Origin of the sequence: Pseudomonas sp. RIT288, from assembly GCF_000631985.1 — a bacterium.
Classification (GTDB): Bacteria; Pseudomonadota; Gammaproteobacteria; order Pseudomonadales; family Pseudomonadaceae; genus Aquipseudomonas.
Window position 1 is genome coordinate 227,658 of the sequence record NZ_JFYN01000043.1, and the last position, 21,033, is coordinate 248,690.

The 21,033-nt window shown below is 60.0% G+C and carries 18 protein-coding genes; 9 read left to right on the forward strand and 9 right to left on the reverse strand.

Annotation, left to right across the window (positions count from 1 at the left end; genetic code table 11):
- The first annotated feature begins 115 nt into the window (after positions 1-115).
- Together ahpC and ahpF are read left to right on the forward strand one after the other, a co-directional pair.
- On the forward strand, positions 116-679 hold the full coding sequence (ahpC, locus tag BW33_RS26335) for an alkyl hydroperoxide reductase subunit C (protein ID WP_047602282.1): 564 nt from the start codon (positions 116-118) through the stop codon (positions 677-679).
- Positions 680-811: 132 nt separating this feature from the next.
- A complete protein-coding gene (gene ahpF / locus BW33_RS26340) occupies positions 812-2,374 on the forward strand; it encodes an alkyl hydroperoxide reductase subunit F (RefSeq protein ID WP_047602284.1) in 1,563 nt (520 codons plus the stop codon).
- A gap of 176 nt (positions 2,375-2,550) precedes the next feature.
- Here the strand turns inward: ahpF and gloA are convergent, their stop codons facing one another.
- On the reverse strand, positions 2,551-3,072 hold the full coding sequence (gloA, locus tag BW33_RS26345; protein ID WP_047602285.1) for a lactoylglutathione lyase: 522 nt from the start codon (positions 3,070-3,072) through the stop codon (positions 2,551-2,553).
- Positions 3,073-3,211: 139 nt separating this feature from the next.
- On the opposite strand from gloA, the gene BW33_RS26350 reads away from it, so the two are divergent.
- Entirely contained in the window at positions 3,212-3,730 is a 519-nt protein-coding gene (locus BW33_RS26350; RefSeq protein ID WP_047602451.1) for a DUF4946 domain-containing protein, read from the forward strand.
- A gap of 217 nt (positions 3,731-3,947) precedes the next feature.
- On the opposite strand, the gene BW33_RS26355 is transcribed toward BW33_RS26350, so the two are convergent.
- The 3 genes from BW33_RS26355 to BW33_RS26365 form a co-directional block, all read right to left on the reverse strand.
- A complete protein-coding gene (locus BW33_RS26355; protein WP_007963346.1) occupies positions 3,948-4,313 on the reverse strand; it encodes a histone-like nucleoid-structuring protein, MvaT/MvaU family in 366 nt (121 codons plus the stop codon).
- A 234-nt stretch (positions 4,314-4,547) separates the two neighbouring features.
- Positions 4,548-6,083: an EAL domain-containing protein gene (locus BW33_RS26360; RefSeq protein WP_047602287.1), complete on the reverse strand. Its 1,536-nt coding sequence runs from the start codon at positions 6,081-6,083 to the stop codon at positions 4,548-4,550.
- Positions 6,084-6,198: 115 nt separating this feature from the next.
- The gene (locus BW33_RS26365; protein WP_047602289.1) at positions 6,199-7,071 is read right to left on the reverse strand and encodes a LysR family transcriptional regulator; all 873 of its coding nucleotides are present in this window, start codon (positions 7,069-7,071) and stop codon (positions 6,199-6,201) included.
- A 78-nt stretch (positions 7,072-7,149) separates the two neighbouring features.
- Here BW33_RS26365 and BW33_RS26370 point away from each other — a divergent pair, with 78 nt between their 5' ends.
- Both BW33_RS26370 and hppD read left to right on the forward strand, forming a co-directional pair.
- Positions 7,150-8,097 (forward strand): DMT family transporter, encoded by a 948-nt coding sequence (locus BW33_RS26370; RefSeq protein WP_047602291.1) that lies wholly within the window; start codon positions 7,150-7,152, stop codon positions 8,095-8,097.
- A gap of 245 nt (positions 8,098-8,342) precedes the next feature.
- Positions 8,343-9,419: a 4-hydroxyphenylpyruvate dioxygenase gene (gene hppD / locus BW33_RS26375; protein ID WP_047602293.1), complete on the forward strand. Its 1,077-nt coding sequence runs from the start codon at positions 8,343-8,345 to the stop codon at positions 9,417-9,419.
- Between the two features lie 92 nt (positions 9,420-9,511).
- Here the strand turns inward: hppD and rarD are convergent, their stop codons facing one another.
- The 4 genes from rarD to BW33_RS26395 all read right to left on the reverse strand — a co-directional run bounded on the left by rarD (position 9,512) and on the right by BW33_RS26395 (position 14,094).
- Positions 9,512-10,393 (reverse strand): EamA family transporter RarD, encoded by an 882-nt coding sequence (gene rarD / locus BW33_RS26380; RefSeq protein WP_047602294.1) that lies wholly within the window; start codon positions 10,391-10,393, stop codon positions 9,512-9,514.
- 233 nt (positions 10,394-10,626) lie between these two features.
- On the reverse strand, positions 10,627-11,640 hold the full coding sequence (locus BW33_RS26385) for an aldo/keto reductase (RefSeq protein WP_047602296.1): 1,014 nt from the start codon (positions 11,638-11,640) through the stop codon (positions 10,627-10,629).
- 68 nt (positions 11,641-11,708) lie between these two features.
- Positions 11,709-12,608, reverse strand: coding sequence for a LysR family transcriptional regulator (locus BW33_RS26390; RefSeq protein ID WP_047602297.1), 900 nt, complete (start codon positions 12,606-12,608; stop codon positions 11,709-11,711).
- Positions 12,609-12,783: 175 nt separating this feature from the next.
- Positions 12,784-14,094 carry an MFS transporter gene (locus BW33_RS26395; protein ID WP_047602298.1) on the reverse strand — a complete coding sequence of 437 codons (1,311 nt, stop codon included), beginning with the start codon at positions 14,092-14,094 and terminating at the stop codon, positions 12,784-12,786.
- A 172-nt stretch (positions 14,095-14,266) separates the two neighbouring features.
- Between BW33_RS26395 and BW33_RS26400 the strand changes: the two genes are divergently transcribed.
- From BW33_RS26400 to BW33_RS26415, 4 genes are all read left to right on the forward strand, one after another.
- Positions 14,267-15,385, forward strand: a complete 1,119-nt coding sequence (locus tag BW33_RS26400; RefSeq protein ID WP_047602299.1) for a sugar diacid recognition domain-containing protein — start codon at positions 14,267-14,269, stop codon at positions 15,383-15,385.
- 217 nt (positions 15,386-15,602) lie between these two features.
- On the forward strand, positions 15,603-16,739 hold the full coding sequence (locus BW33_RS26405; protein ID WP_047602300.1) for a glycerate kinase: 1,137 nt from the start codon (positions 15,603-15,605) through the stop codon (positions 16,737-16,739).
- A 337-nt stretch (positions 16,740-17,076) separates the two neighbouring features.
- The gene (locus tag BW33_RS26410) at positions 17,077-18,702 is read left to right on the forward strand and encodes a methyl-accepting chemotaxis protein (protein ID WP_047602302.1); all 1,626 of its coding nucleotides are present in this window, start codon (positions 17,077-17,079) and stop codon (positions 18,700-18,702) included.
- 41 nt (positions 18,703-18,743) lie between these two features.
- Complete coding sequence (locus BW33_RS26415) at positions 18,744-19,931, forward strand: pyridoxal phosphate-dependent aminotransferase (RefSeq protein ID WP_047602304.1); 1,188 nt, start codon at positions 18,744-18,746, stop codon at positions 19,929-19,931.
- 117 nt (positions 19,932-20,048) lie between these two features.
- Here BW33_RS26415 and BW33_RS26420 read toward each other — a convergent pair whose 3' ends face one another.
- On the reverse strand, positions 20,049-21,026 hold the full coding sequence (locus tag BW33_RS26420; RefSeq protein WP_047602305.1) for a 2-hydroxyacid dehydrogenase: 978 nt from the start codon (positions 21,024-21,026) through the stop codon (positions 20,049-20,051).
- Positions 21,027-21,033: the final 7 nt, after the last annotated feature.

Genomic DNA, 21,033 nt, shown 5'->3' on the forward strand with positions numbered 1-21,033 from the left:
ACAGTCCGCTAATAGCGAAAACAAATCAGCAGCATCAGGTTTGCCAATGAGCCATCCGTCGAGTGAGTGGGTAGGATTCACCCATCGAATTCACAACCCTGACGGAGAGTCATCAATGCCTATCATCAACAGCCAAGTAAAACCGTTCAAAGCTACCGCATTCAAAAACGGCGACTTCGTACAAGTCTCGGACGCTGACCTGAAAGGCAAATGGTCCGTAGTGTTCTTCTACCCAGCCGACTTCACCTTCGTGTGCCCAACCGAGCTGGAAGACCTGGCCGACAACTACGCTGCGTTCCAGAAACTGGGCGTGGAAATCTACAGCGTTTCGACCGACACCCACTTTGCTCACGCTGCCTGGCACAACACTTCGCCAGCCATCGGCAAAATCGAATACACCATGATCGGCGACCCGACCCACGTCATCTCCCGCAACTTCGACGTGCTGATCGAAGACGCTGGCCTGGCTGACCGTGGCACCTTCGTGATCAACCCTGAAGGCCAGATCAAAATCGTTGAGCTGAACGATGGCGGCGTTGGCCGCGACGCTTCCGAGCTGCTGCGCAAGATCAAGGCTGCTCAGTACGTTGCTGCTCACCCAGGCGAAGTTTGCCCAGCCAAGTGGAAAGAAGGCGAGGCCACTCTGGCTCCGTCCCTGGACCTGGTCGGCAAGATCTGAGTCTGTGAGACACGCAATGCAGGGCGGAACTCCGCACCTACTTCAGTAAGCTGCACCGCCCATTGAAAAAGCCCGGGCGAGATTCGCTCGGGCTTTTTTTCGCCTCGAATAAAGACACAGGAGATCGCCCGTATGTTGGACGCCAATCTTAAAGCCCAGTTGAAATCGTACCTGGAACGGGTCACCCAGCCGATCGAGATCGTTGCTTCCCTCGACGACGGTGCGAAATCCCGGGAAATGCTTGACCTGCTGAAAGACGTTGCCAGTCTTTCGAGCCAAATTACGCTGATCGACAGCGGCACCGATGCGCGCAAACCGTCGTTTTCGATCAACCGCCCGGGTGCCGACATCAGCCTGCGTTTCGCCGGCATCCCGATGGGCCATGAATTCACATCGCTGGTGCTGGCCCTGTTGCAAGTCGGCGGCCACCCATCGAAAGCCAGTGCCGAAGTGATTGAGCAGATCCGCGCGCTCAAGGGTGAGTTCAGCTTCGAAACCTACTTCTCGCTGTCGTGCCAGAACTGCCCGGATGTGGTTCAGGCGCTGAACCTGATGGCTGTGCTGAACCCGAACATCCGTCACGTCGCCATCGACGGCGCGTTGTTCCAGGACGAAGTCAACGATCGCAAGATCATGGCCGTGCCGAGCATCTACCTCAATGGTGAAAACTTTGGCCAGGGCCGCATGGGCCTGGAAGAAATCCTCGCCAAGCTCGACACTGGCGCCATCGAGCGTCAGGCCGAGAAAATCAGCGCGAAAGAAGCTTTTGACGTGCTGGTGGTCGGCGGTGGCCCGGCCGGCGCTTCGGCTGCGATTTATGCGGCGCGCAAAGGCATCCGCACCGGTGTAGCGGCTGAGCGCTTCGGCGGTCAGGTGCTCGACACCATGGCCATCGAGAACTTCATCTCCGTGCAGGAAACCGAAGGCCCGAAACTGGCGACGGCGCTGGAAGAACACGTCAAGCAGTACGACGTCGACATCATGAACCTGCAACGCGCCGACAAGCTGATCCCCGGCAAGAACGGCGAGCTGCACGAAGTCCACTTTGCCAGTGGTGCGACCCTGAAAGCCAAGAGCGTGATCCTGGCGACCGGCGCACGCTGGCGTGAAATGAACGTGCCGGGCGAGCAGGAATACCGCAACAAAGGCGTGGCGTACTGCCCGCACTGTGACGGTCCGCTGTTCAAAGGCAAGCGTGTGGCGGTGATCGGCGGCGGTAACTCCGGCGTTGAAGCGGCCATCGACCTGGCCGGTATCGTTTCCCACGTGACGCTGCTGGAGTTCGACGTGCAACTGCGTGCCGACGCGGTGCTGCAACGCAAACTGCACAGCCTGCCGAACGTCACCGTGATCACCAGTGCGCAAACCACGGAAGTCACCGGTAACGGCGAGAAGGTCAACGGCCTGCGCTACAAGGATCGCAATACTGACGAACTGCGCAGCGTCGAGCTGGAAGGGATCTTCGTGCAGATCGGTCTGCTGCCGAATACTGACTGGCTCAAAGGCACCATCGAGCTGTCGCCGCGTGGCGAGATCATCGTCGACAACCGTGGCGAGACGTCGATCCCGGGGATCTTCGCGGCCGGTGACGTGACGACTGTGCCGTACAAGCAGATCGTGATTGCGGTGGGTGAGGGCGCCAAGGCTTCCCTCAGCGCGTTCGATCACTTGATCCGCACTTCGGCGCCGGCGTAAACGTCAGTCGCTGAAACGAAAAAACCCATGAACAATCATGGGTTTTTTTATGCCTGACACAAATCCAATTGTAGGAGTGAGCCTGCTCGCGATGGCGGCTGCACATTCAAAACATTATTGCCTGACACACCGCTATCGCGAGCAGGCTCACTCCTACAGGAGAAATTTGCAGTCAGTTACAGCGGTGCAGGCTGAATGATTTCTACCCAGTAGCCATCCGGGTCCTTGATGAACGCCAGGCTTTTCATGCGGCCGTCGGTCAGACGCTTCTGGAAGTCACAGCCCAGTTCTTCGAAACGTGCGCACGCGGCAACGATGTCCGGCACCGAGATGCAGATGTGGCCGAAACCGCGTGGGTCGGTGTTGCCGTTGTGATAGGCGAAGTCGGCGTCGTTTTCAGTGCCGTGGTTGTGGGTCAGCTCGAGGATGCCGGGAATCGACTTCATCCATTCGGTGCGGGCAGTGGCGTCGGCCGGGATCTGCGCCTTGTCGACCAGCGCGAGGAAGTACAAGCTGAATTCGGCTTCCGGGAAATCACGCTTTTCAACCAGCGAGAAACCCAGTACGCGGGTGTAGAAGTCCAGGGACTTGGTGATGTCCTTCACACGCAGCATGGTGTGGTTGAAGACGAAGTTGCGGGTTGCGCTGTCTGGAGTGGCGGTGACGCCGGGAAAAGTGTTCAGTTCGTGCAGGCTCATAGGCCCTCCGTAACAATGGGGCGAGTGAATGGGCGCAATGATACGCATGCGGGGCGCCATCGCCAAACCGAATGCGCGGCTTGCTCTGTGGGCGGCCGGGCCTCAGACTTTGCAGCTCTGTCTGCGAGTGCCTCTGGTAATGATCCGACCGTTCAAAGCGCTGTTCGTTTGTCTTTTCTCATCGCTGCTTGCCGTGCCGGCACTGGCGGATCAGCCGAGCATCACCTGGCCCGCAGGCTGGGAAGTGGAGGCGCTGCCCGAACAAGCCGCTCAGGTTTCGCGCCAGCGCGCGGTAAAAAACGACGCTGACGGCAATCAGGTGATGGTGATGGAGTTGACCATGAGCCAGGTCGAAGCGGGTCATCAGGTCAACGTGCCCGGCGTTTTGCTGGAGATGCGCAAGTCGATTCAGAAAGACTTCTTCCAGGGCGGCTATCAAAGTGTTTGCAACAAGGTACACCGGACGACGCTCGGCTCTTTGGATGCGCTGGAAACCACCTGCACGATCACGGAAAACGGTCGACATGTGTTGTCGCAAACATTGGTTGCTGCGGCCGCGGCGGATAAGGCTTATGTACTTTCTTACGCGGGTCAGGCCGAGGTTTATAAGGCGAGCGCCGAGGAAATAGACGCAGTGAGAAACAGCTTGAAACTTTAAACGTCTGTTTGCACCGCGACGGGTTTAGATACCCGAAGGAATTAAGCACAAAGTTTAGCTGTCGTTGAGGTTGCAACATCCCGGCGCAAAATGTTTAGCCTCACGGCTTGTGGGTGTTAAAGCGGATTGATAACTAGCGTGGCCGAAATCGTTGCTTTTGTTAGATATTGTCGAAAAAAAGCCCTGCATAAAGCAGGGCTTGTTTGTTGACGCAAGATTAACCGCGCAACCAGGAATCAACGGTGGCTGCACCGTACTGTTCCTTCCAGGCTTTCAGGCCACGGTGGTTGCCGCCCTTGGTTTCGATCAGTTCACCGGTGTGCGGGTTATGGTAAACCTTGACCACGCGAGCACGGCGGGTTTTTGGAGCGGTGGACACTTGCAAGCCGGACTTTGACGGGTTCGGATCGAGGATGGCGATGATGTCTTTCAGACCTTTACCGTAGGTTTTCATCAGCCCCTGGAGCTTTTCTTCGAATTCGATTTCTTTCTTGAGCCCGGCATCGTTCTTCAGCGATTCCAACTGCTTGAGCTGTTCCTGAAGGGCCTTTTCAGCTGCACGAAATTCAGCGAGTCTGGACAATATCTTTACTCCAATAGTGTGTTTGGCTGATACCAACCGCAAACAAAGCTATAAGCCAAGAGCCTTGAAGCGACTCGGTGATAATGGCTCACCTGCCAATCTTGCACAGGCTGAAAAAATTGTAGTAGTTAATGCGCCAAGAGTAAATCCTGATCTTGTCGTCATGTAACAACAGTGGTGTTTTGTATCAATTTGGTGCGTTCGGTCGCAGCGCTAGGCTTAATTTATTTTTAGTTAATGGTGACTTAATGCATCGATGAAGTCGGCGCCGGGCATGGGTTTTCCGAACAGATAGCCCTGCAGGAAGTTGACGTGGTGTGCGGTCAGATAGTCAGCCTGGGCCGGAGTTTCTACACCTTCGGCAACAATACCCAGATCGAGCTTGGCCGAGAGTTCGATAATCGTGTCCAGAATATGCCGCGACAGCGCATCAATGCCGATCATCGCGACGAAACTCTGGTCGATCTTGAGAAAATCGACATTGAATGTTCGCAGGTAGCCCAGGCTTGAATGGCCGGTACCGAAGTCGTCGATGGCGATCATCACCCCCAGCGTGTGCAACTGCTCGAACAATAGGTGCGTGACATCGGTTGGCTCAATCAGCTCGCGCTCGGTCAACTCCAGCACCAGATTGATACTGCCGGGGGCAAATGCAGTGAGAAACCCGCGACAGTCTTCGACCAGTTGCAGATCCTGGCAGTGGCTGGCGGTGATGTTGATGCCGATGTGGAACGGTTTGTCGAAGTCCGCCGACAACGGGCCGAGCAGGGCGGCAGTCTGCTGCATCAGGGAGCGGGTCATGGGCACGATCAGACCCGAATGCTCGGCAAACGGGATGAACAGGTCCGGACGCACCAGACCTTCCCTGGGGTGATTCCAGCGCATCAGCACTTCAGCACCGGACCATTTCCGGCTGTCGCCATGCACCACCGGCTGGAAGTAGGGAATGAATTCGCCGGCCTCCAGCGCGCGCAGCATTTCATGGCTGGGCGAGGTGGCGCGTCGCTGCAGGACGTGGGCGATAGCGCCTGCGATCACCCCGAAAAATATCAGCAGACTGAACAGCGGCGGGTATTCGCCGGCCATGTAGCGCCACGTTTGTCCCTGCGCGAAGCCTGCACTGACACTGAAGGCATAGCGCGAAGACGCGAGCATACTCTGCGCCACCGGCAACGGCGGCAGGGCGCCCTGATGCACTTTGCCATCGGCGGACAGCCAATTGTCGCCGACTTGCAGCAACAGCAGCGTCTGCCGGCCAATCAGGCGCAGGATGTTGCTCAGGTGATAACCATCGAGGGTGGTCAGCGCGCCACCGCGACCTTCGCTGAGCCGATACACCAGCAGCGCGGTGTTGGGTGTGACGGGGTTGCCATTCATCAACCACAGTTTGCCCTGCGTATAGTCGCCCGGGTTCACGGCCTCCTTGAACTCCCCGAACAACGAGCTGCAATAGAGGTTGTTGTCCCACACCAGATTGGTCGAGCGCACGAAGGGGCGACGCGTCACTTGCTCACGCAACGCCAGTTTGACGCTGTCGCAGGGCTGGCCGGCCAGGGGCAGCAGTTCGCTGGCGGCCTGGGCGGTGTTGTCGAGCATCAGTTCAAACTGGCGCAGCGCCTCTTCGGCGGTATTTTGCGTGCTCTGTTGCAAGGTGCGTCCGGCTTGCAGATACAGAATCCCGCCGCCCAGCAGAATGGGCAAAACACCACAAAGCAGGGTCACAAAAATGCGTACGCTACGTTTGCGGCGAGGTCTGACGGTCAAGGGCATAGGCGCATCCTGTCGCGATGGGGTGGAACTCTCGAATGCAGGCCTGGCAACGGCGCGCCGGTGAAAAACAGCGAAGTCAGAAGGGATGATAGATGGCCGTTGGCGCTTGTGCCGCTCACGGCTGGTTGATCTGCGTGGCGAGTTCGATAAATGCCCGCGTGGCGGGCGAAGCCTGACGCTGATCGAGGACCGCGAGGCCGATCAGGCGTTGCACCACCGGCAACAGAGGCTTCTTCACGTATCGCGGGGCTGGATCGTCCGGCAACGAGCCTTCGGCGACAACGGTGATTGCATCGCCCCGGCTGACGACGTCCAGCGTACTGAGCAATTGCGAGCAGCGATAGCGAATGTTCGGTTGCAGGCGCGCGGCGGTGAACAAACGCGAAACCAGTTCCGATGACCCGGCCTCGGTCAGCACAAACGGGTCGACACACAAATCCTGGAGGGGCAGCGCCGGATGTGCGGCCAATGGGTGATCGAGCGGGAGCAGGGCAACCATCTGGTCTTCGACAAGAGTAAAAGTGTCGAAGCGTTCCTCGGGCAACACCACAAAACCGACGTCGATTCGCCGCTCTTCCAGCCATTGCAGCACCTGCCGATCCGGCCCCTCATCAATGTGCACTTCGATGCCCGGATGCACTTCGCGATAGCGCTGCAGAATCTTCGGCAGCAATTTGATTGATGACGTCGGGCCGAACGAGCCGATACGCAACGTGCCGCTTTTCATGCCCCGCGCATCGGCCGCTTCCTGGCGCAACGTGTTGGCCAGACCGAGCATGGCCCGTGCGCGCTGGAGCAACTGCTCGCCGATATCGGTGAGTTCCACCTGCGACTGGCGCCGCCGCAACAACTCCACGCCCAACTCCTGCTCCAGCGATTTCATCGCGTGGGATATCGCCGACTGCGAAATCCCCAGACGATGGGCGGCGAGGGTGAAACCGCGCAGTTCAGCGACCAGCGAGAAGATCTCCAGTTGCGTGAGAGTCATGAGTATTTGCTCATTTTACGATGACAGGGAATGAGGGGAATGATACGCCATCCTTCAGTTTCTTTGGCTTGGAGCGTCATGCGCAACCTTGAGCAAAATCACACAGCGACCTCCGACCGGCCGGTTTACCTGACGCTGGCAGCGGTGACCATGATTTGGGGCGGGACCTTTGTCGCCGGGCGTTTTCTGGCGGGCAGCCTCAACCCGCTGTTCGCCGCCAGCCTGCGCTTCCTGTTCGCCAGCGTGGCGTTGCTCGGGTTTCTGTGGATAGCGCGTATCCCGTTGGCGCGACCGACGCCCCGGCAATGGCTGCAACTGACTTTGCTGGGGTTCTTCGGGATTTTCTTCTACAACCTGTGCTTCTTTTATGGCCTGCAATACATCAACGCTTCACGGGCTTCGTTGATTGTCGCGTTGAATCCTGCCGTGATCGGTCTGGCCTCATGGCTGTTGTTCAACGAGCGCCTGGGCCGGGTGAAAGTCGCCGGTATCGCGACCTGTATCGCGGGCGCCGCTCTGGTGATTGTCAGCCGCAACCCGCAATTACTTGCCGTGACACCCGATGCATGGATCGGTGATCTGTTGATTTTTGGCTGCGTGTTGAGCTGGGGTGTTTACTCGCTGTTTTCCCGGGGGCTGAACCAATCCATTGGCCCGCTGCAGACCGTGACGTTTTCGGTGTTGATCGGCAGCGGGATGCTGTGGGCGCTGGCAACGCTGCGTGGTGAGGTCAGCGGGACAGCCTTGATCAACCTCGGCACGCCACAATGGCTGAGCCTGATTTACCTTGGCGTACTCGGCTCGGCGCTGGCCTACATCGGCTACTACGACGGCATTCGCAAAATAGGCGCAACCCGATCCGGCGTGTTCATTGCCCTGAATCCGCTGACCGCGGTGGTTCTCGGCGCGCTGCTGCTCGGCGAGCAACTGACGTTGAGCATGTGCCTGGGCGGCGGGTTGGTGCTGGTGGGGATTTACCTGTGCAACAAACCCCTTGCACCGATGCGAAAAAGGCGGATTTTATAGAGAGGGCAGACAACCCTATTTACGCTGTGTAGAATCGGTTTACGCATACAATAATAAACGTCTTCTGGCAGCAGAAGCCTCGCCCGCAAGAGCCTTGGGTCGACAATGAAGATATTCGGGTTTCAACTGATCTACGGTGACTTCCTCGCCCGCAGTGTGCGAGGCATCTCCTGCGCACCTCCCGCCGGTCTCAGCATTACTGACAAATAACTCCTGTTAATTGATAAGAATGATGAGGCGTCACCATGACCGATTTGTACGAAAACCCAATGGGCCTGATGGGCTTTGAGTTCATCGAGTTCGCATCGCCGACTCCTGGCACCCTGGAGCCGATCTTCGAGATCATGGGCTTCACCAAAGTCGCGACCCACCGCTCCAAGAACGTGCACCTGTACCGTCAGGGCGCGATCAACCTGATCCTCAACAACGAACCCAACAGCGTTGCCTCGTACTTCGCGGCCGAGCATGGCCCGTCGGTGTGCGGCATGGCGTTCCGCGTCAAGGATTCGCAAAAGGCGTACAACCGTGCCCTGGAACTCGGCGCTCAGCCAATCCACATCGAAACCGGTCCGATGGAGCTGAACCTGCCGGCGATCAAGGGCATCGGCGGTGCGCCGCTGTACCTGATCGACCGTTTCGGTGAAGGCAGCTCGATCTATGACATCGACTTCGTGTTCATCGAAGGCGTTGACCGTAACCCGGTCGGTGCCGGCCTGAAGATCATCGATCACCTGACCCACAACGTGTACCGCGGTCGCATGGCCTACTGGGCCAACTTCTACGAGAAGCTGTTCAACTTCCGCGAGATCCGCTACTTCGACATCAAGGGCGAATACACCGGCCTGACCTCGAAAGCAATGACCGCACCGGACGGCATGATCCGCATCCCGCTGAACGAAGAGTCGTCCAAGGGCGCCGGGCAGATCGAGGAGTTCCTGATGCAGTTCAACGGCGAAGGTATCCAGCACGTGGCGTTCCTCACTGACGACCTGATCAAGACCTGGGATCAGTTGAAGAAGATCGGCATGCGTTTCATGACCGCGCCGCCGGACACCTACTACGAAATGCTCGAAGGCCGTCTGCCGAACCACGGCGAGCCGGTTGATCAACTGCAATCGCGTGGCATCCTGCTCGACGGCTCGTCGAACCCGGACGACAAGCGCCTGCTGCTGCAGATCTTCTCTGAAACCCTGATGGGCCCGGTGTTCTTCGAATTCATCCAGCGTAAAGGCGATGATGGCTTCGGCGAGGGTAACTTCAAGGCACTGTTCGAATCGATCGAGCGTGACCAGGTGCGTCGTGGTGTGCTCGCGACTGAGTAAGCCATAAAAAAGTCTGGCTTATGCCAGGCTTTTTTCAAGATCAAAAGATCGTCCGATCGCGGCCCGGGCCGCGATCGGACGATCTTTTGCATTCAGGAGCGGCGCTGCCGCATCAAGTGCTTGAAGCCTTCGAAGACCAGCACCACCACCGCCAGCCAGATCGGAATGTAAGTCAGCCACTCGCCGGCCTTGATGCTTTCACCGAGCAACAGTGCCACGCCGAGCAGCAACACCGGTTCCACGTAGCTGAGCAAACCGAACAGGCTGAACGGCAGCAAGCGGCTGGCAATGATGTACACCACCAGCGCCGAAGCACTGATCAGACCAAGCACCGGAATCAGCCAGAGCAAGCCCGGGTACTGATCGAACACGGCAAAGCCTTGCTCACCGCCGCGCACGAACCAGTACGCCACCGGCAGCATCAAGGTCATGTCGACCCACAGACCGCCCAGGTTGTCGGTCTTCAGGCGTTTGCGCAGTACGAAATACAGCGGGTAACCGACCACGACCACCAGGGTCGCCCAGGAAAATCCGCCGACCTGATATAGCTCGTTGCCCACGCCGAGAATGGCAAACAGCACCGCGATTTTCTGCAGGTACGACAGGCTGTCGCCGTACACGATGCGCCCGGTCAGTACCATCGCCAGCGGCAACAGGAAATAACCCAGCGACACGTCGAGGCTGTAGCCATTGAGCGGCGCCCACATGAACAGCCACAACTGCACGCCGAGCAAACCCGACGACACAATCAGACCGCCAATCAGCTTTGGATAGCCTGCCACCTTGCGCAACAGTTCCAGCACCCTCCGCCATTCACCCGACACCAGCATGAACACGGTCATGCACGGTACGGTCAGCAGCATCCGCCAGCCAAAGATTTCCACGCCGCTCAACGGAGTGAGCAGCGAGGTGTAGTAATACATGACGGCAAACAGCACCGAGGCTGAAACCGATAGAGCGATACCTTTAGACAAACTGTCCTCGCGGTTGGGTGATCAAACAGGGCGCGCAGGATACGTGGTTTTTGTGCTGAATATTGGCCGAGTGATCAATATTCTCCACATTCTGAACCGGCTGCCGTCATCCAGTGTAGGAGCTGCCGCAGGTTCGGGCCGCGTTCGGACGATCTTTTGATCTTGAAAGCCCAAAGGCAAAAGAACGTCCGAACGCGGCCCGAACCTGAGGCAGCTCCTACAAGGCAGTGGAATCAGATATGGCGCGGTTTACGGCCCGACACAAAATGGCTCACATCGTTGAACCCCGGCGTCGACGCATGCCCCGGTGTCACCAGCGAGTCGATAAACGCTTCATCCTCCGCCGTGATCTGCACCGCCTGCGCCTTGGTGTACGCGTCCCACTGCTGTTCGGTACGCGGCCCGACAATCGCCGAGGTCACCGCACTGTTGTTCAGCACCCAGGCAATCGCGAATTCGACAATCCCGACGCCACGGCCCTGGGTGTACTGCTGAATCTGCTGGGCGATGCGCAGCGATTCCACGCGCCATTCGGTTTCCAGAATGCGCTTGTCCTGACGCCCGGCGCGGCTGTTGGCGTCGGGAGTGACGTCGGGTGCGTATTTGCCGCTGAGCACGCCGCGAGCCAGCGGACTGTAAGGCACCACACCGAGGCCATAGGATTGCGCGGCGCTGATCTGCTCGGTCTCGGCCTGGCGATTGACGATGTTGTACAGCGGCTGGCTGATGACCGGGCGATCAACGCCGAGCTTGTCGGCGATACGGATCACTTCGGCAATACGCCAGCCGCGATAGTTTGACAGGCCCCAGTAACGGATCTTGCCCTGGCGAATCAGGTCGCCAATCGCCGAGACGCTGACCTCCAGCGGTGTGTTGTGGTCCTCGCGGTGCAGATAATAGATGTCGAGATAGTCGGTGCCGAGTCGCGTCAGGCTGGCCTCCAGACCATTGAAGATGTGCTTGCGGCTCAAGCCGCTGCGGTTCGGCACGCCGTCCACCGGGCCGAACCCGACCTTGGTCGCCAGCACCCATTCATGCCGATTGCGGGCAATTGCCTCACCGACGATTTCTTCCGAGCGGCCGTTGGTGTAGACGTCGGCGGTGTCGATGAAATTGATGCCCTGATCCCAGGCCTTGTCGATGATGCGCAGCGAGTCTTCAGCGCTGGTCTGCTCGCCAAACATCATCGTGCCAAGGGTGAGGGTGGACACCTGCAATCCCGAGTGCCCCAGTGTGCGATAGCTCATGCCGAAATCCTTTTAACGGTGGGAAAGCTCCAATGAAATACCAGAAGCGTCCGACGCGGCAAAGTGAATTATCGGCTCAGTGCTGCGCACCGTGCCTGCAAAAACGCCTGCAACACGCGAACGCGCTCGGACACTTGCACCCGATGCGGGCACAGCAGATTGAACGGCACGCTCTCACCTTGCCAGTCATCAAACAGCGTCAACAGGCGTCCGCCGCGCACGTCTTCGGCGACGTCCAGCCAGGCCTTGTAGGCGATGCCATGCCCGGCCAGCGCCCAACGCCGTGCGACTTCGCCGTCATCGCTGAAGTAGTCGCCGTGGACTTCCACTTCCAGCGTTTCATCCTCGCGACTGAAATGCCAGGTGCTGTAGGGCCGGCCGTTGCGCAAATAAAGCAGGGCGCTGTGTTCGTGCAATTCGCCGGGATGTTGCGGGGTGCCATGGCGGGCCAGATAGTCCGGGCTGGCGCAGGCGACGCGGCGATGCGCCGGCAGAATCGGCAACGCCACCAGCGTTGAATCACTGGGCACGCCGAAGCGCAGGGCGACATCCACAGTTTCGCGAAACAGGTCGGCATGCCGATCGTTGAGCAGCAGTTGCAGTTGAATATTGGGGTGTTCGCGCTTGAAGTCGTCGAGCCACGGCAACAACACGTTGCGCCCGAAGTCCGACGGCGCCGCCAGTTGCAGCACACCGCTGAGGCCTTCGCCGTGTTGCTTGAGCGCCTGCTCGCCTTCGGCCAGGGCGGACAGGGCGATGCGCACGCTGTCGAGATAACGCCGACCTTCTTCGGTGAGGCGCATGCTGCGGGTGGAGCGCGCGAGGAGGCGAATGCCGAGGCGGGTTTCCAGGCGCTTCAACGCGATGCTGGCAGCGGCCGGCGTCAGTTCCAGCGCGCGGGCAGCCGCAGAAATGCTGCCGGAATCCGCCACGCGGACGAAGATCTCCAGATCGAGAATCGAACTCATTGGTAAAAATCCTTTAAAAATCTTTGCGTTTTTGCGGGATTTTTACGTGATTGGCAAGTTCGGGCGTTGCAATCAGCAAGCAAAAAGATCGCAGCCTGCGGCAGCTCCTACATGGAAATACGCGTTTCCCTGTAGGAGCTGCCGCAGGCTGCGATCTTTTGATCTGCAAGCGTAATTACGCGCGCAGCGTCCGCGTCATGCGCAGCGCCAGCAAGCTCCCGCCAACGATCACACCCGCCAGCAGATACAACGCCGCATCGGTCGAACCGGTGCTGTCCTTGACCCATCCCACCAGGTACGGGCTGAGGAAACCGGCCATCTGCCCCATCGAGTTGATCAATGCCAGACCACCGGCCGCGGCGCCCGCACTCAACAGCGCGGTCGGCACTGGCCAGAACATTGGCAGGCCGGTCAGTGCGCCCATGGTCGCAATGGTCAGGCCGAGAATGGCGATGGCCGGGTTGGCGGCGAAGTTCACCGCGATCAGCAGACCGAGCGCGCCCATCAGCATCGGCACCACCAAGTGCCAGCGACGTTCTTTGCGCAAGTCCGCCGAACGTCCGACCAGCTGCATGAACACCGCCGCCAGCAGATACGGAATCGCGCTCAGCCAGCCGATCACCAGGTTGTCGCTGAAGCCGAGGTTCTTGATGATCGACGGCAGCCAGAAGTTGATCGCGTAGACGCCGCTCTGGATGCAGAAGTAGATCAGGCCGAAAGCCCAGATCGCCGGGTTCTTGAACACCGCGAGCAACGAGTCCGAGGTGGTTTTCGGTTTGTTCGCGAGGTCTTCGGCCTGATCCGCTTCGAGCACCGCGCGTTCATGCGCAGTCAGCCATTTGGCGTTGGCGAAGCTGTCGCTGAGCAGGAAGTAGGCGAGCACGCCGAGGATTACGGTAGGGATGCCTTGCAGCAGGAACATCCACTGCCAGCCGGCCAGTCCACCTTGGCCGGCGGCGAAGTGATTGAGGATCCAGCCGGAGAACGGACTGCCGAGCAGGCCCGAGACCGGGATCGCCGACATGAACAGCGCCATGATCCGTCCACGGCGGAACGTCGGAAACCACTGCGAGAGATACAGCACCACGCCCGGGAAGAACCCGGCTTCGGCCGCACCGGTGAACAGGCGCAGCGTGTAGAACTGGGTCGGGGTGGTGACGAACAACAGACAGGTCGACAGCGTGCCCCAGGTGATCATCATCAGCGCGATCCAGCGTCGCGGGCCGAATCTGGTCAGGGCCAGGTTGCTCGGTACGCCGCACAGCACGTAGCCGATGAAGAAGATCCCGGCACCGAGGCCGTACACGGTTTCGCTGAACTTCAGCGCGTCGAGCATCTGCAGTTTGGCGAAGCCAACGTTGACCCGGTCGAGGTAGTTGAACAGGTAGCAGATGAAGATGAAGGGGATCAAACGCAGGGTGATGCGTTTGTAGACGGCGTCTTTACCGTCATCGATGGTCTGGGTAGCTGCGGCGCTCTGCGACATAGCGGCTCTCTCTTTATTATGATTTTTTGCGATGCACAGGTTAACGTTGATCGCCGTGAGAGTCTCGGCCACCTGTGGCCGGATTGTCTTTGTGCCTGAGCACAGGGTTTGCCGCCAGACCCTGTGCGGGTGAACAACCGTCCGCCGCCGTTGCTTAAGGATTTTTCCGATCATGTTCGAACTCGATCACGACCTCGCTCAGGATATCGTCGACCGGGCCATGGCCATTTTGCCCTACAACGTCAACGTCATGGACAGCCAGGGGCTGATCCTCGGCAGTGGCGAGCGGGAGCGCATCAACACCCGTCATGAAGGCGCGCAACTGGTGTTGGCCAACGGGCGGGTGGTGGAGATCGACGCGCAAACCGCCGTGCATTTGAAGGGCGTGCAGCCGGGGATCAACTTGCCGCTGTTGCTCGATCAGCGCCTGATCGGCGTGCTCGGCATTACCGGCGAACCGGAGCAACTGCGCACCTACGCCGAACTGGTGCGCATGACCGCGGAAATGCTCGTCGGCCAGCGCAATCAGCAGGCCGAGCAGCAGTGGCGACGCCAGCGTTGCGATGACCTGCTGGCGTTGCTGTTGAGCGAAGCCGGCGACTCGCCGCGGCTGGTCGATGAGGCGCAGCAGATGGGGCTCAAGCCGCAGTTGAACCGGGTGCCGTATCTGTTCGAACTGGGTCTGGAGCACGGGCCGGGGCAAACTGTCGAGGCCTTGAGCGCCTGGCTGACCTCGCGTTACCCGGACAGCTGGTGCGTGAGTTCGGCCAAGTCATCGCTGCTGTGGTGCCGACCCGCAAGTCAGACGGTTGAGCATGATCGTTTGCTGGAAAAGCTTGATGCTCTCGGCTGGAACATTCTGCGCATCGCTGTGGGGGGGCAGGCGGATGGGCTGGCCGGGTTGCGCCGTTGCTATCGACGGGTCGGTGATCTGCTGGCCTATGGGCGGGATGTGCTGCCGAATTTGCGCTTGCTGACGCTCAATCGCTATCGCTTGCCGGTGATGCTCTGGCGCCATCGCAACGATGATGCGCTGGATGAACTGCTCAAACCGTTGCGCAGAGTCATCGCCAAGGATGGCAACGGCCAGTTGCTCGCGACCCTGCGCAGTTGGTGTGAACACGACGGGCAGAGCCAGGCGTGTGCCGATGCGCTGGGCATTCACCGCAACAGCCTGCGTTACCGGATGGAGCGGATTGCCGAGATCAGCGGGGTGGATCCGCTGCGACTGGACGGGATGTTGGCGTTGTACCTTGGGGTGCAATTGTTGCCGCAGATTGATCCGGGCTGATCGGGTGTTTTCACCGACGCCTTCGCGAGCAGGCTCGCTCCCACATTTCAAATGCGTTCCCCTGTCGGAGCGAGCCTGCTCGCGATAGGGCCACAACATTCATCCCCAAGGCTTTTGTAGAAATGAACAATAAACGCCAACCGCCTTTGTGCAGCGGACAGGCGTCAATGCGCAGGCCGACTGGCAGCATGAAGGGCATTGGAACTGGAGAATTCGCATGAAAATCGTCATCGCCCCCGATTCGTTCAAGGACAGCCTGAGTGCCCAAGGCGTTGCCGAGGCCATTGCCCTGGGACTGGCGCAAGTCTGGCCGCAAGCAACACTGGTCAAATGCCCGATGGCCGACGGCGGCGAGGGCACGGTGGAATCGATTCTTGCCGCTTGCGAGGGCGAACAGCGCCGCACCCGGGTGCGCGGGCCGCTGGGCACTCCGGTCGATGCCGCATGGGGCTGGTTGCCACACAATCACACCGCGATTATCGAAATGGCCGAGGCCAGTGGCTTGCAATTGGTGCCTACGGGGCAGCGCGATGCCTGCATCACTAGCACCTTCGGTACCGGCGAACTGATTCGCGCCGCCCTGGATGCCGGCGCGCAACGGGTGATTCTGGCGATTGGCGGCAGCGCCACCAACGACGGCGGCGCCGGCGCGATGCAGGCGCTCGGGGTGAAATTGCTCGATGCGCAGGGTCAGGCGCTGCTGCCGGGTGGTCTTGCGTTGGCGCAATTGGCCCATCTTGATCTGAGTGATCTGGATTCGCGTCTGGCCCAGGTACGCTTCGATATCGCCGCCGACGTCAACAACCCACTCTGCGGCCCGCATGGCGCCTCAGCGATTTTCGGCCCGCAAAAAGGTGCGTCACCGGCGCAAGTACAGCAACTGGATCAGGCGTTGGGGCACTTCGCCGAGCTCTGCGCGCAAGCGTTGGGCAAGGATGTGCGTGATGAGCCGGGCAGCGGCGCGGCAGGCGGTCTGGGCTTTGCGGCGAAGGCATTTCTCGGCGCGCAGTTTCAGGCCGGTGTTGAGGTGGTGGCGGAACTGGTGGGGCTGTCTGGAGCGGTCAACGGCGCCGATCTGGTGATCACTGGCGAAGGGCGCTTCGACGCGCAAACCCTGCGCGGCAAGACCCCGTTCGGTGTGGCGCGGATCGCCAGGCAATACGGTGTGCCAGTGATCGTCATCGCCGGGACCTTGGGCGAGGGGTATCAGGAACTCTACGGCCATGGCATCGATGCCGCATTCGCCGTCACCAGCGGCCCGATGACCCTGGAGCAGGCCTGCGCCGAAGCCCCGCGCCTGTTGCGCGAACGGGCGACGGACATCGCCCGGGTCTGGCAGATGACTAAACGCTGATACGCGCCCCTGTCACTGCGCGGATCTGGTAAATGGCCAAATCTTGAACCCCACCCTGTAGGAGCTGCCGCAGGCTGCGATCTTTTGATGTTGTTTTTAAGATCAAGATCAGAAGATCGCAGCCTGCGGCAGCTCCTACAGGGAGCGTGTGAGTGTTTCACCGGTGAAACACCTTGAAATTTTTTTCGTTTTACACGAAACCTTCCTGAAGATCCGCCGATAAAGAGATCAGGCGCACACAGATTCCCTCGAACAGTGACGCCTGACTGGTCCCGCCCCCAAGGGCCAGTGATGACGGCAAGGACGCTCGCAGTTACCTCTATCCGAGAGTCCAACCATGTCCTTGCGTAACCTGAATATCGCGCCCCGTGCCTTCCTCGGTTTTGCCTTTATCGCCTTGCTGGTGATTGTCCTTGGTGTGTTCGCCGTCAACCGCATGTCGACCATCCGCCAGGCTTCCATTGACATGGATACCAACCAACTGCCCAGCGTCACCTACCTTGGCGTGGTAACGGAAAACGTTCTACGCCTGCGGATTCTGTCGTTCCGGATTCTGGTCAACCGCGACCCGGCAGGTCTGCAGGAAGCGCAAACGCGCATCGGCGTGCTGGTGGACAAAGTGCGCAGAGCTCAGGCCAGTTACGCCGCGTTGCCGGCAGAGAGCGAAGAGCGCGCGTTGTATCAGACGTTCGCGACCACGCTCGATAACTATCTGCAAGCGCAAAACCAGATGATGGAGCTGTCGCGTCAGGACAAGGTCGACGAGATGCGCACCCTGATCAACACGCGGATCAAGGACGGCACCGACCAGATGGGCGAACAGCTCAACAAGCTCATCGCAATCAACGCGGCGGGGGCGAAAGTCGCCTCCACCCACGCCGGCGAGTACTACGACAGCGCCATGACCGGTATCGTGATCGTTGCTGTGGTGGCGGCGCTCGCCACGGTACTGCTGGCCCTGCTGCTGACCCGCAGCATTGTCACCCCGCTGAACCGTGCCGTGCAGGCTGCGCAAACCATCGCCGGCGGCAACTTGACCCAGTCCATCGAAGTCGATGGCAAGGACGAAGCCACCCAACTGTTGCAAGCGTTGGCCACGATGCAGAGCAACCTGCGTAAAACCATCGAACAGATCGCCGGCTCCGCCACTCAGTTGGGCGCCGCGGCCGAAGAGCTCAGCGCGGTCACCGAAGAGGCTTCCCGTGGCCTGCAACAGCAGAACAACGAGATCGAACAAGCCGCCACCGCCGTCAACGAAATGACCGCGGCCGTGGAGGAAGTCGCACGCAACGCGGTGTCGACCTCCGAAGCGTCGAACCAGTCGACCCAGGCCGCCCGCGAAGGTCGCGATCAAGTGGTGAAAACCGTCGATGCGATCCAGACCATGACGCATGACGTGCAGAGCACCGCGCAAATGATCGAAGGTCTCGCTGCGCAGGGCCGTGACATCGGCAAGGTGCTGGATGTGATCCGCGCCATCGCCGAGCAGACCAACCTGCTGGCCCTCAACGCGGCGATCGAAGCGGCGCGTGCCGGTGAGGCCGGACGCGGTTTTGCGGTGGTGGCGGACGAAGTGCGCGCCTTGGCGCATCGCACCGCGCAATCGACTCAGGAAATCGAAAAAATGGTCGCCGGCATCCAGAACGGCACCGGCGAAGCGGTGTCGTCGATGCAGCAAAGCAACCAGCGCACCCAGACCACTCTGGAAATGGCCCGCGCTGCCGGCGTTGCGCTGGAGCAGATCACCCAGTCGATCCACCAGATCAACGAACGCAACCTGGTGATCGCCAGCGCCTCGGAAGAACAGGCGCAGGTCTCGCGCGAGGTCGATCGCAACCTGGTCAACATCCGTGATCTGGCCACGCAATCGGCCGCCGGCGCGAATCAGACCAGCGCCGCGACCCATGAACTGTCGCGCCTGGCGGTGGATTTGAATGCCATGGTGGCGCGGTTTGTGATTTGACCTAGGGTGAAGGCTGGAGACCGCGCAATCAGGAGACGTGCATGCGCTATTCAGCCTTGACCCAACGAATCGCCGGGGAGGGAGCCGCTGCGTGGCAGATTCATGACCGAGCGCTGGAGCTGCGCGCCGAGGGAGTCGATATCCTGCTGTTGAGCGTGGGTGATCCGGATTTCGACACGCCGTTGCCGATCATCCATGGGGCGATCGACAGTCTGCTGGCCGGCGATACCCATTATTCTGACGTGCGTGGCCGCTTGGCGCTGCGCAAATTGATCGCCGCCCGCCACCAGCGGCGCAGCGGTCAGGTGGTGGATGCCGAGCACGTGATCGTACTGCCCGGTGCGCAATGTGCGGTGTATTCGGTCGCTCAATGCCTGTTGGACCCGGGTGACGAAGTGATCCTCGCCGAGCCGATGTACGTGACCTACGAGGGCGTGTTCGGCGCGTGCGGCGCGACGGTGGTGCCGGTGCCGGTCAGGCCGGAAAATGGCTTTCGCGTTGACCCCGACGATGTCGCCGCGCGGATCACGCCGAAGACCCGCGCGATGTTGCTCAACAGTCCCAACAATCCTTCCGGCGCAAGCCTGTCCCTGCTGATCTGGCAAGAGCTGGCGGCGTTGTGCGTGCGCCACGATTTGTGGCTGATCAGTGACGAGGTCTACAGCGATCTGCTCTACGAAGGCGAACACATCAGCCCGGCGAGTCTGCCGGGTATGGCCGAACGCACGGCGACCATCAACAGTCTGTCGAAATCCCATGCCATGACCGGCTGGCGCATTGGCTGGTCGATCGGGCCGAAAGCGCTGGCCGAGCATCTTGTGAACCTGTCGTTGAGCATGTTGTTCGGCCTTCCGGACTTCGTGCAGAAAGCCGCGCAAGTGGCGCTGGAAAGTGATCTGCCGGAAGTGACGCAGATGCGTGACGAATACCGTTTGCGCCGCGATCTGGTGTGCGAGCGTTTGCGCGGCTGCCCGGGGCTGCGGCCGATCCGCCCGGATGGCGGGATGTTCGTGATGGTCGATGTGCGCCAGACCGGGTTTGGCGCGCAGGCGTTTGCCGAGCGTTTGCTGGAAGGTTACGGCGTGTCGGTGCTGGCGGGGGAGGCGTTCGGGCCAAGTGCGGCGGGGCATATCCGCATCGGGCTGGTGCTGGATCGGGTGAAACTGGCGGATGCCTGTGCGCGGATTGCGTTGTGCGCGGTGCAGCTGTTGCAGGCGCGTAGTGCCTGATGGTTTCGTATTGCCTGAACTGGCCTCATCGCGAGCAGGCTCACTCCTACAAGTGAAATGCATTCCCCTGTAGGAGTGAGTCTGCTCGCGATGGCGATCGGACAAGCACGGAAGATCTCAGCCCTGCCAAGCCCCCGGATTCACCAGATTCACCGGCTTCTCCCCAGCCAACGCCGCCAGCAGATTGTCCACCGCACACCGCGCCATCGCCTCCCGCGTTTCATGCGTCGCCGAACCCATGTGCGGCGTTGCCACCACATTGTTCAGCTGCAACAACGGCGAATCATGATTCAGCGGTTCACGCTCGAATACATCCAGCCCCGCCGCGCGAATTCGCTGATGGCGCAACGCTTCGATCATTGCTGCCTCATCCACCACTTTGCCGCGAGAGATATTGATGAAGATGCTCTCGGGGCGCATCAACGCAAATTGCTCGGTGCCGATCAGACCTTCGGTCTGCGCAGTCAGCGGCAGGGTCAGGCAGATGAAATCCGCCTCTTGCAGCAGCCCTTCAAGGCTACGGTACTGCGCGTCAAAACGCGCCTCGACTGCCGGTTTGCGCGACTGGCTGTGATAGAGCACCGGCATGCCAAAACCGAAATGCCCGCGCTGCGCCAGCGCTTCGCCGATGCGGCCCATGCCGATGATACCCAGGGTCTTGCCATGCACGTCGGTGCCGAAATGCGCCGGGCCGATGTTGCGATGCCACTGGCCGCTGCGCACCATATTCGCCAGCTCTACCACGCGCCGGGCCGTAGCGAGGATCAAGGCGAAACCGGTGTCGGCGGTGGTTTCGGTGAGCACATCCGGGGTGTTACTGAGGAGGATCTTGCGCCGGGTCAGGTAATCGATGTCGTAGTTGTCGACGCCTACCGAAACGCTGGCAATCGCCTGCAGTTGCGGCGCGAGGTCAAGCAGCGCGGCGTCGAGTTTGAGGCTGGCGCCGAGCAAACCGTGGGCGCCGGGCAGGGCGTCACGCAGCTTCATCAGACCGTCGGCGTCGAGGCTTTCGATCAACGTCACTTCACACTGTTGCTGCAGACGCGTCATCAGCGTCGGCGAGAGTTTCTTGTACAGCACGACTTGCTTTTTCATGGGCAAA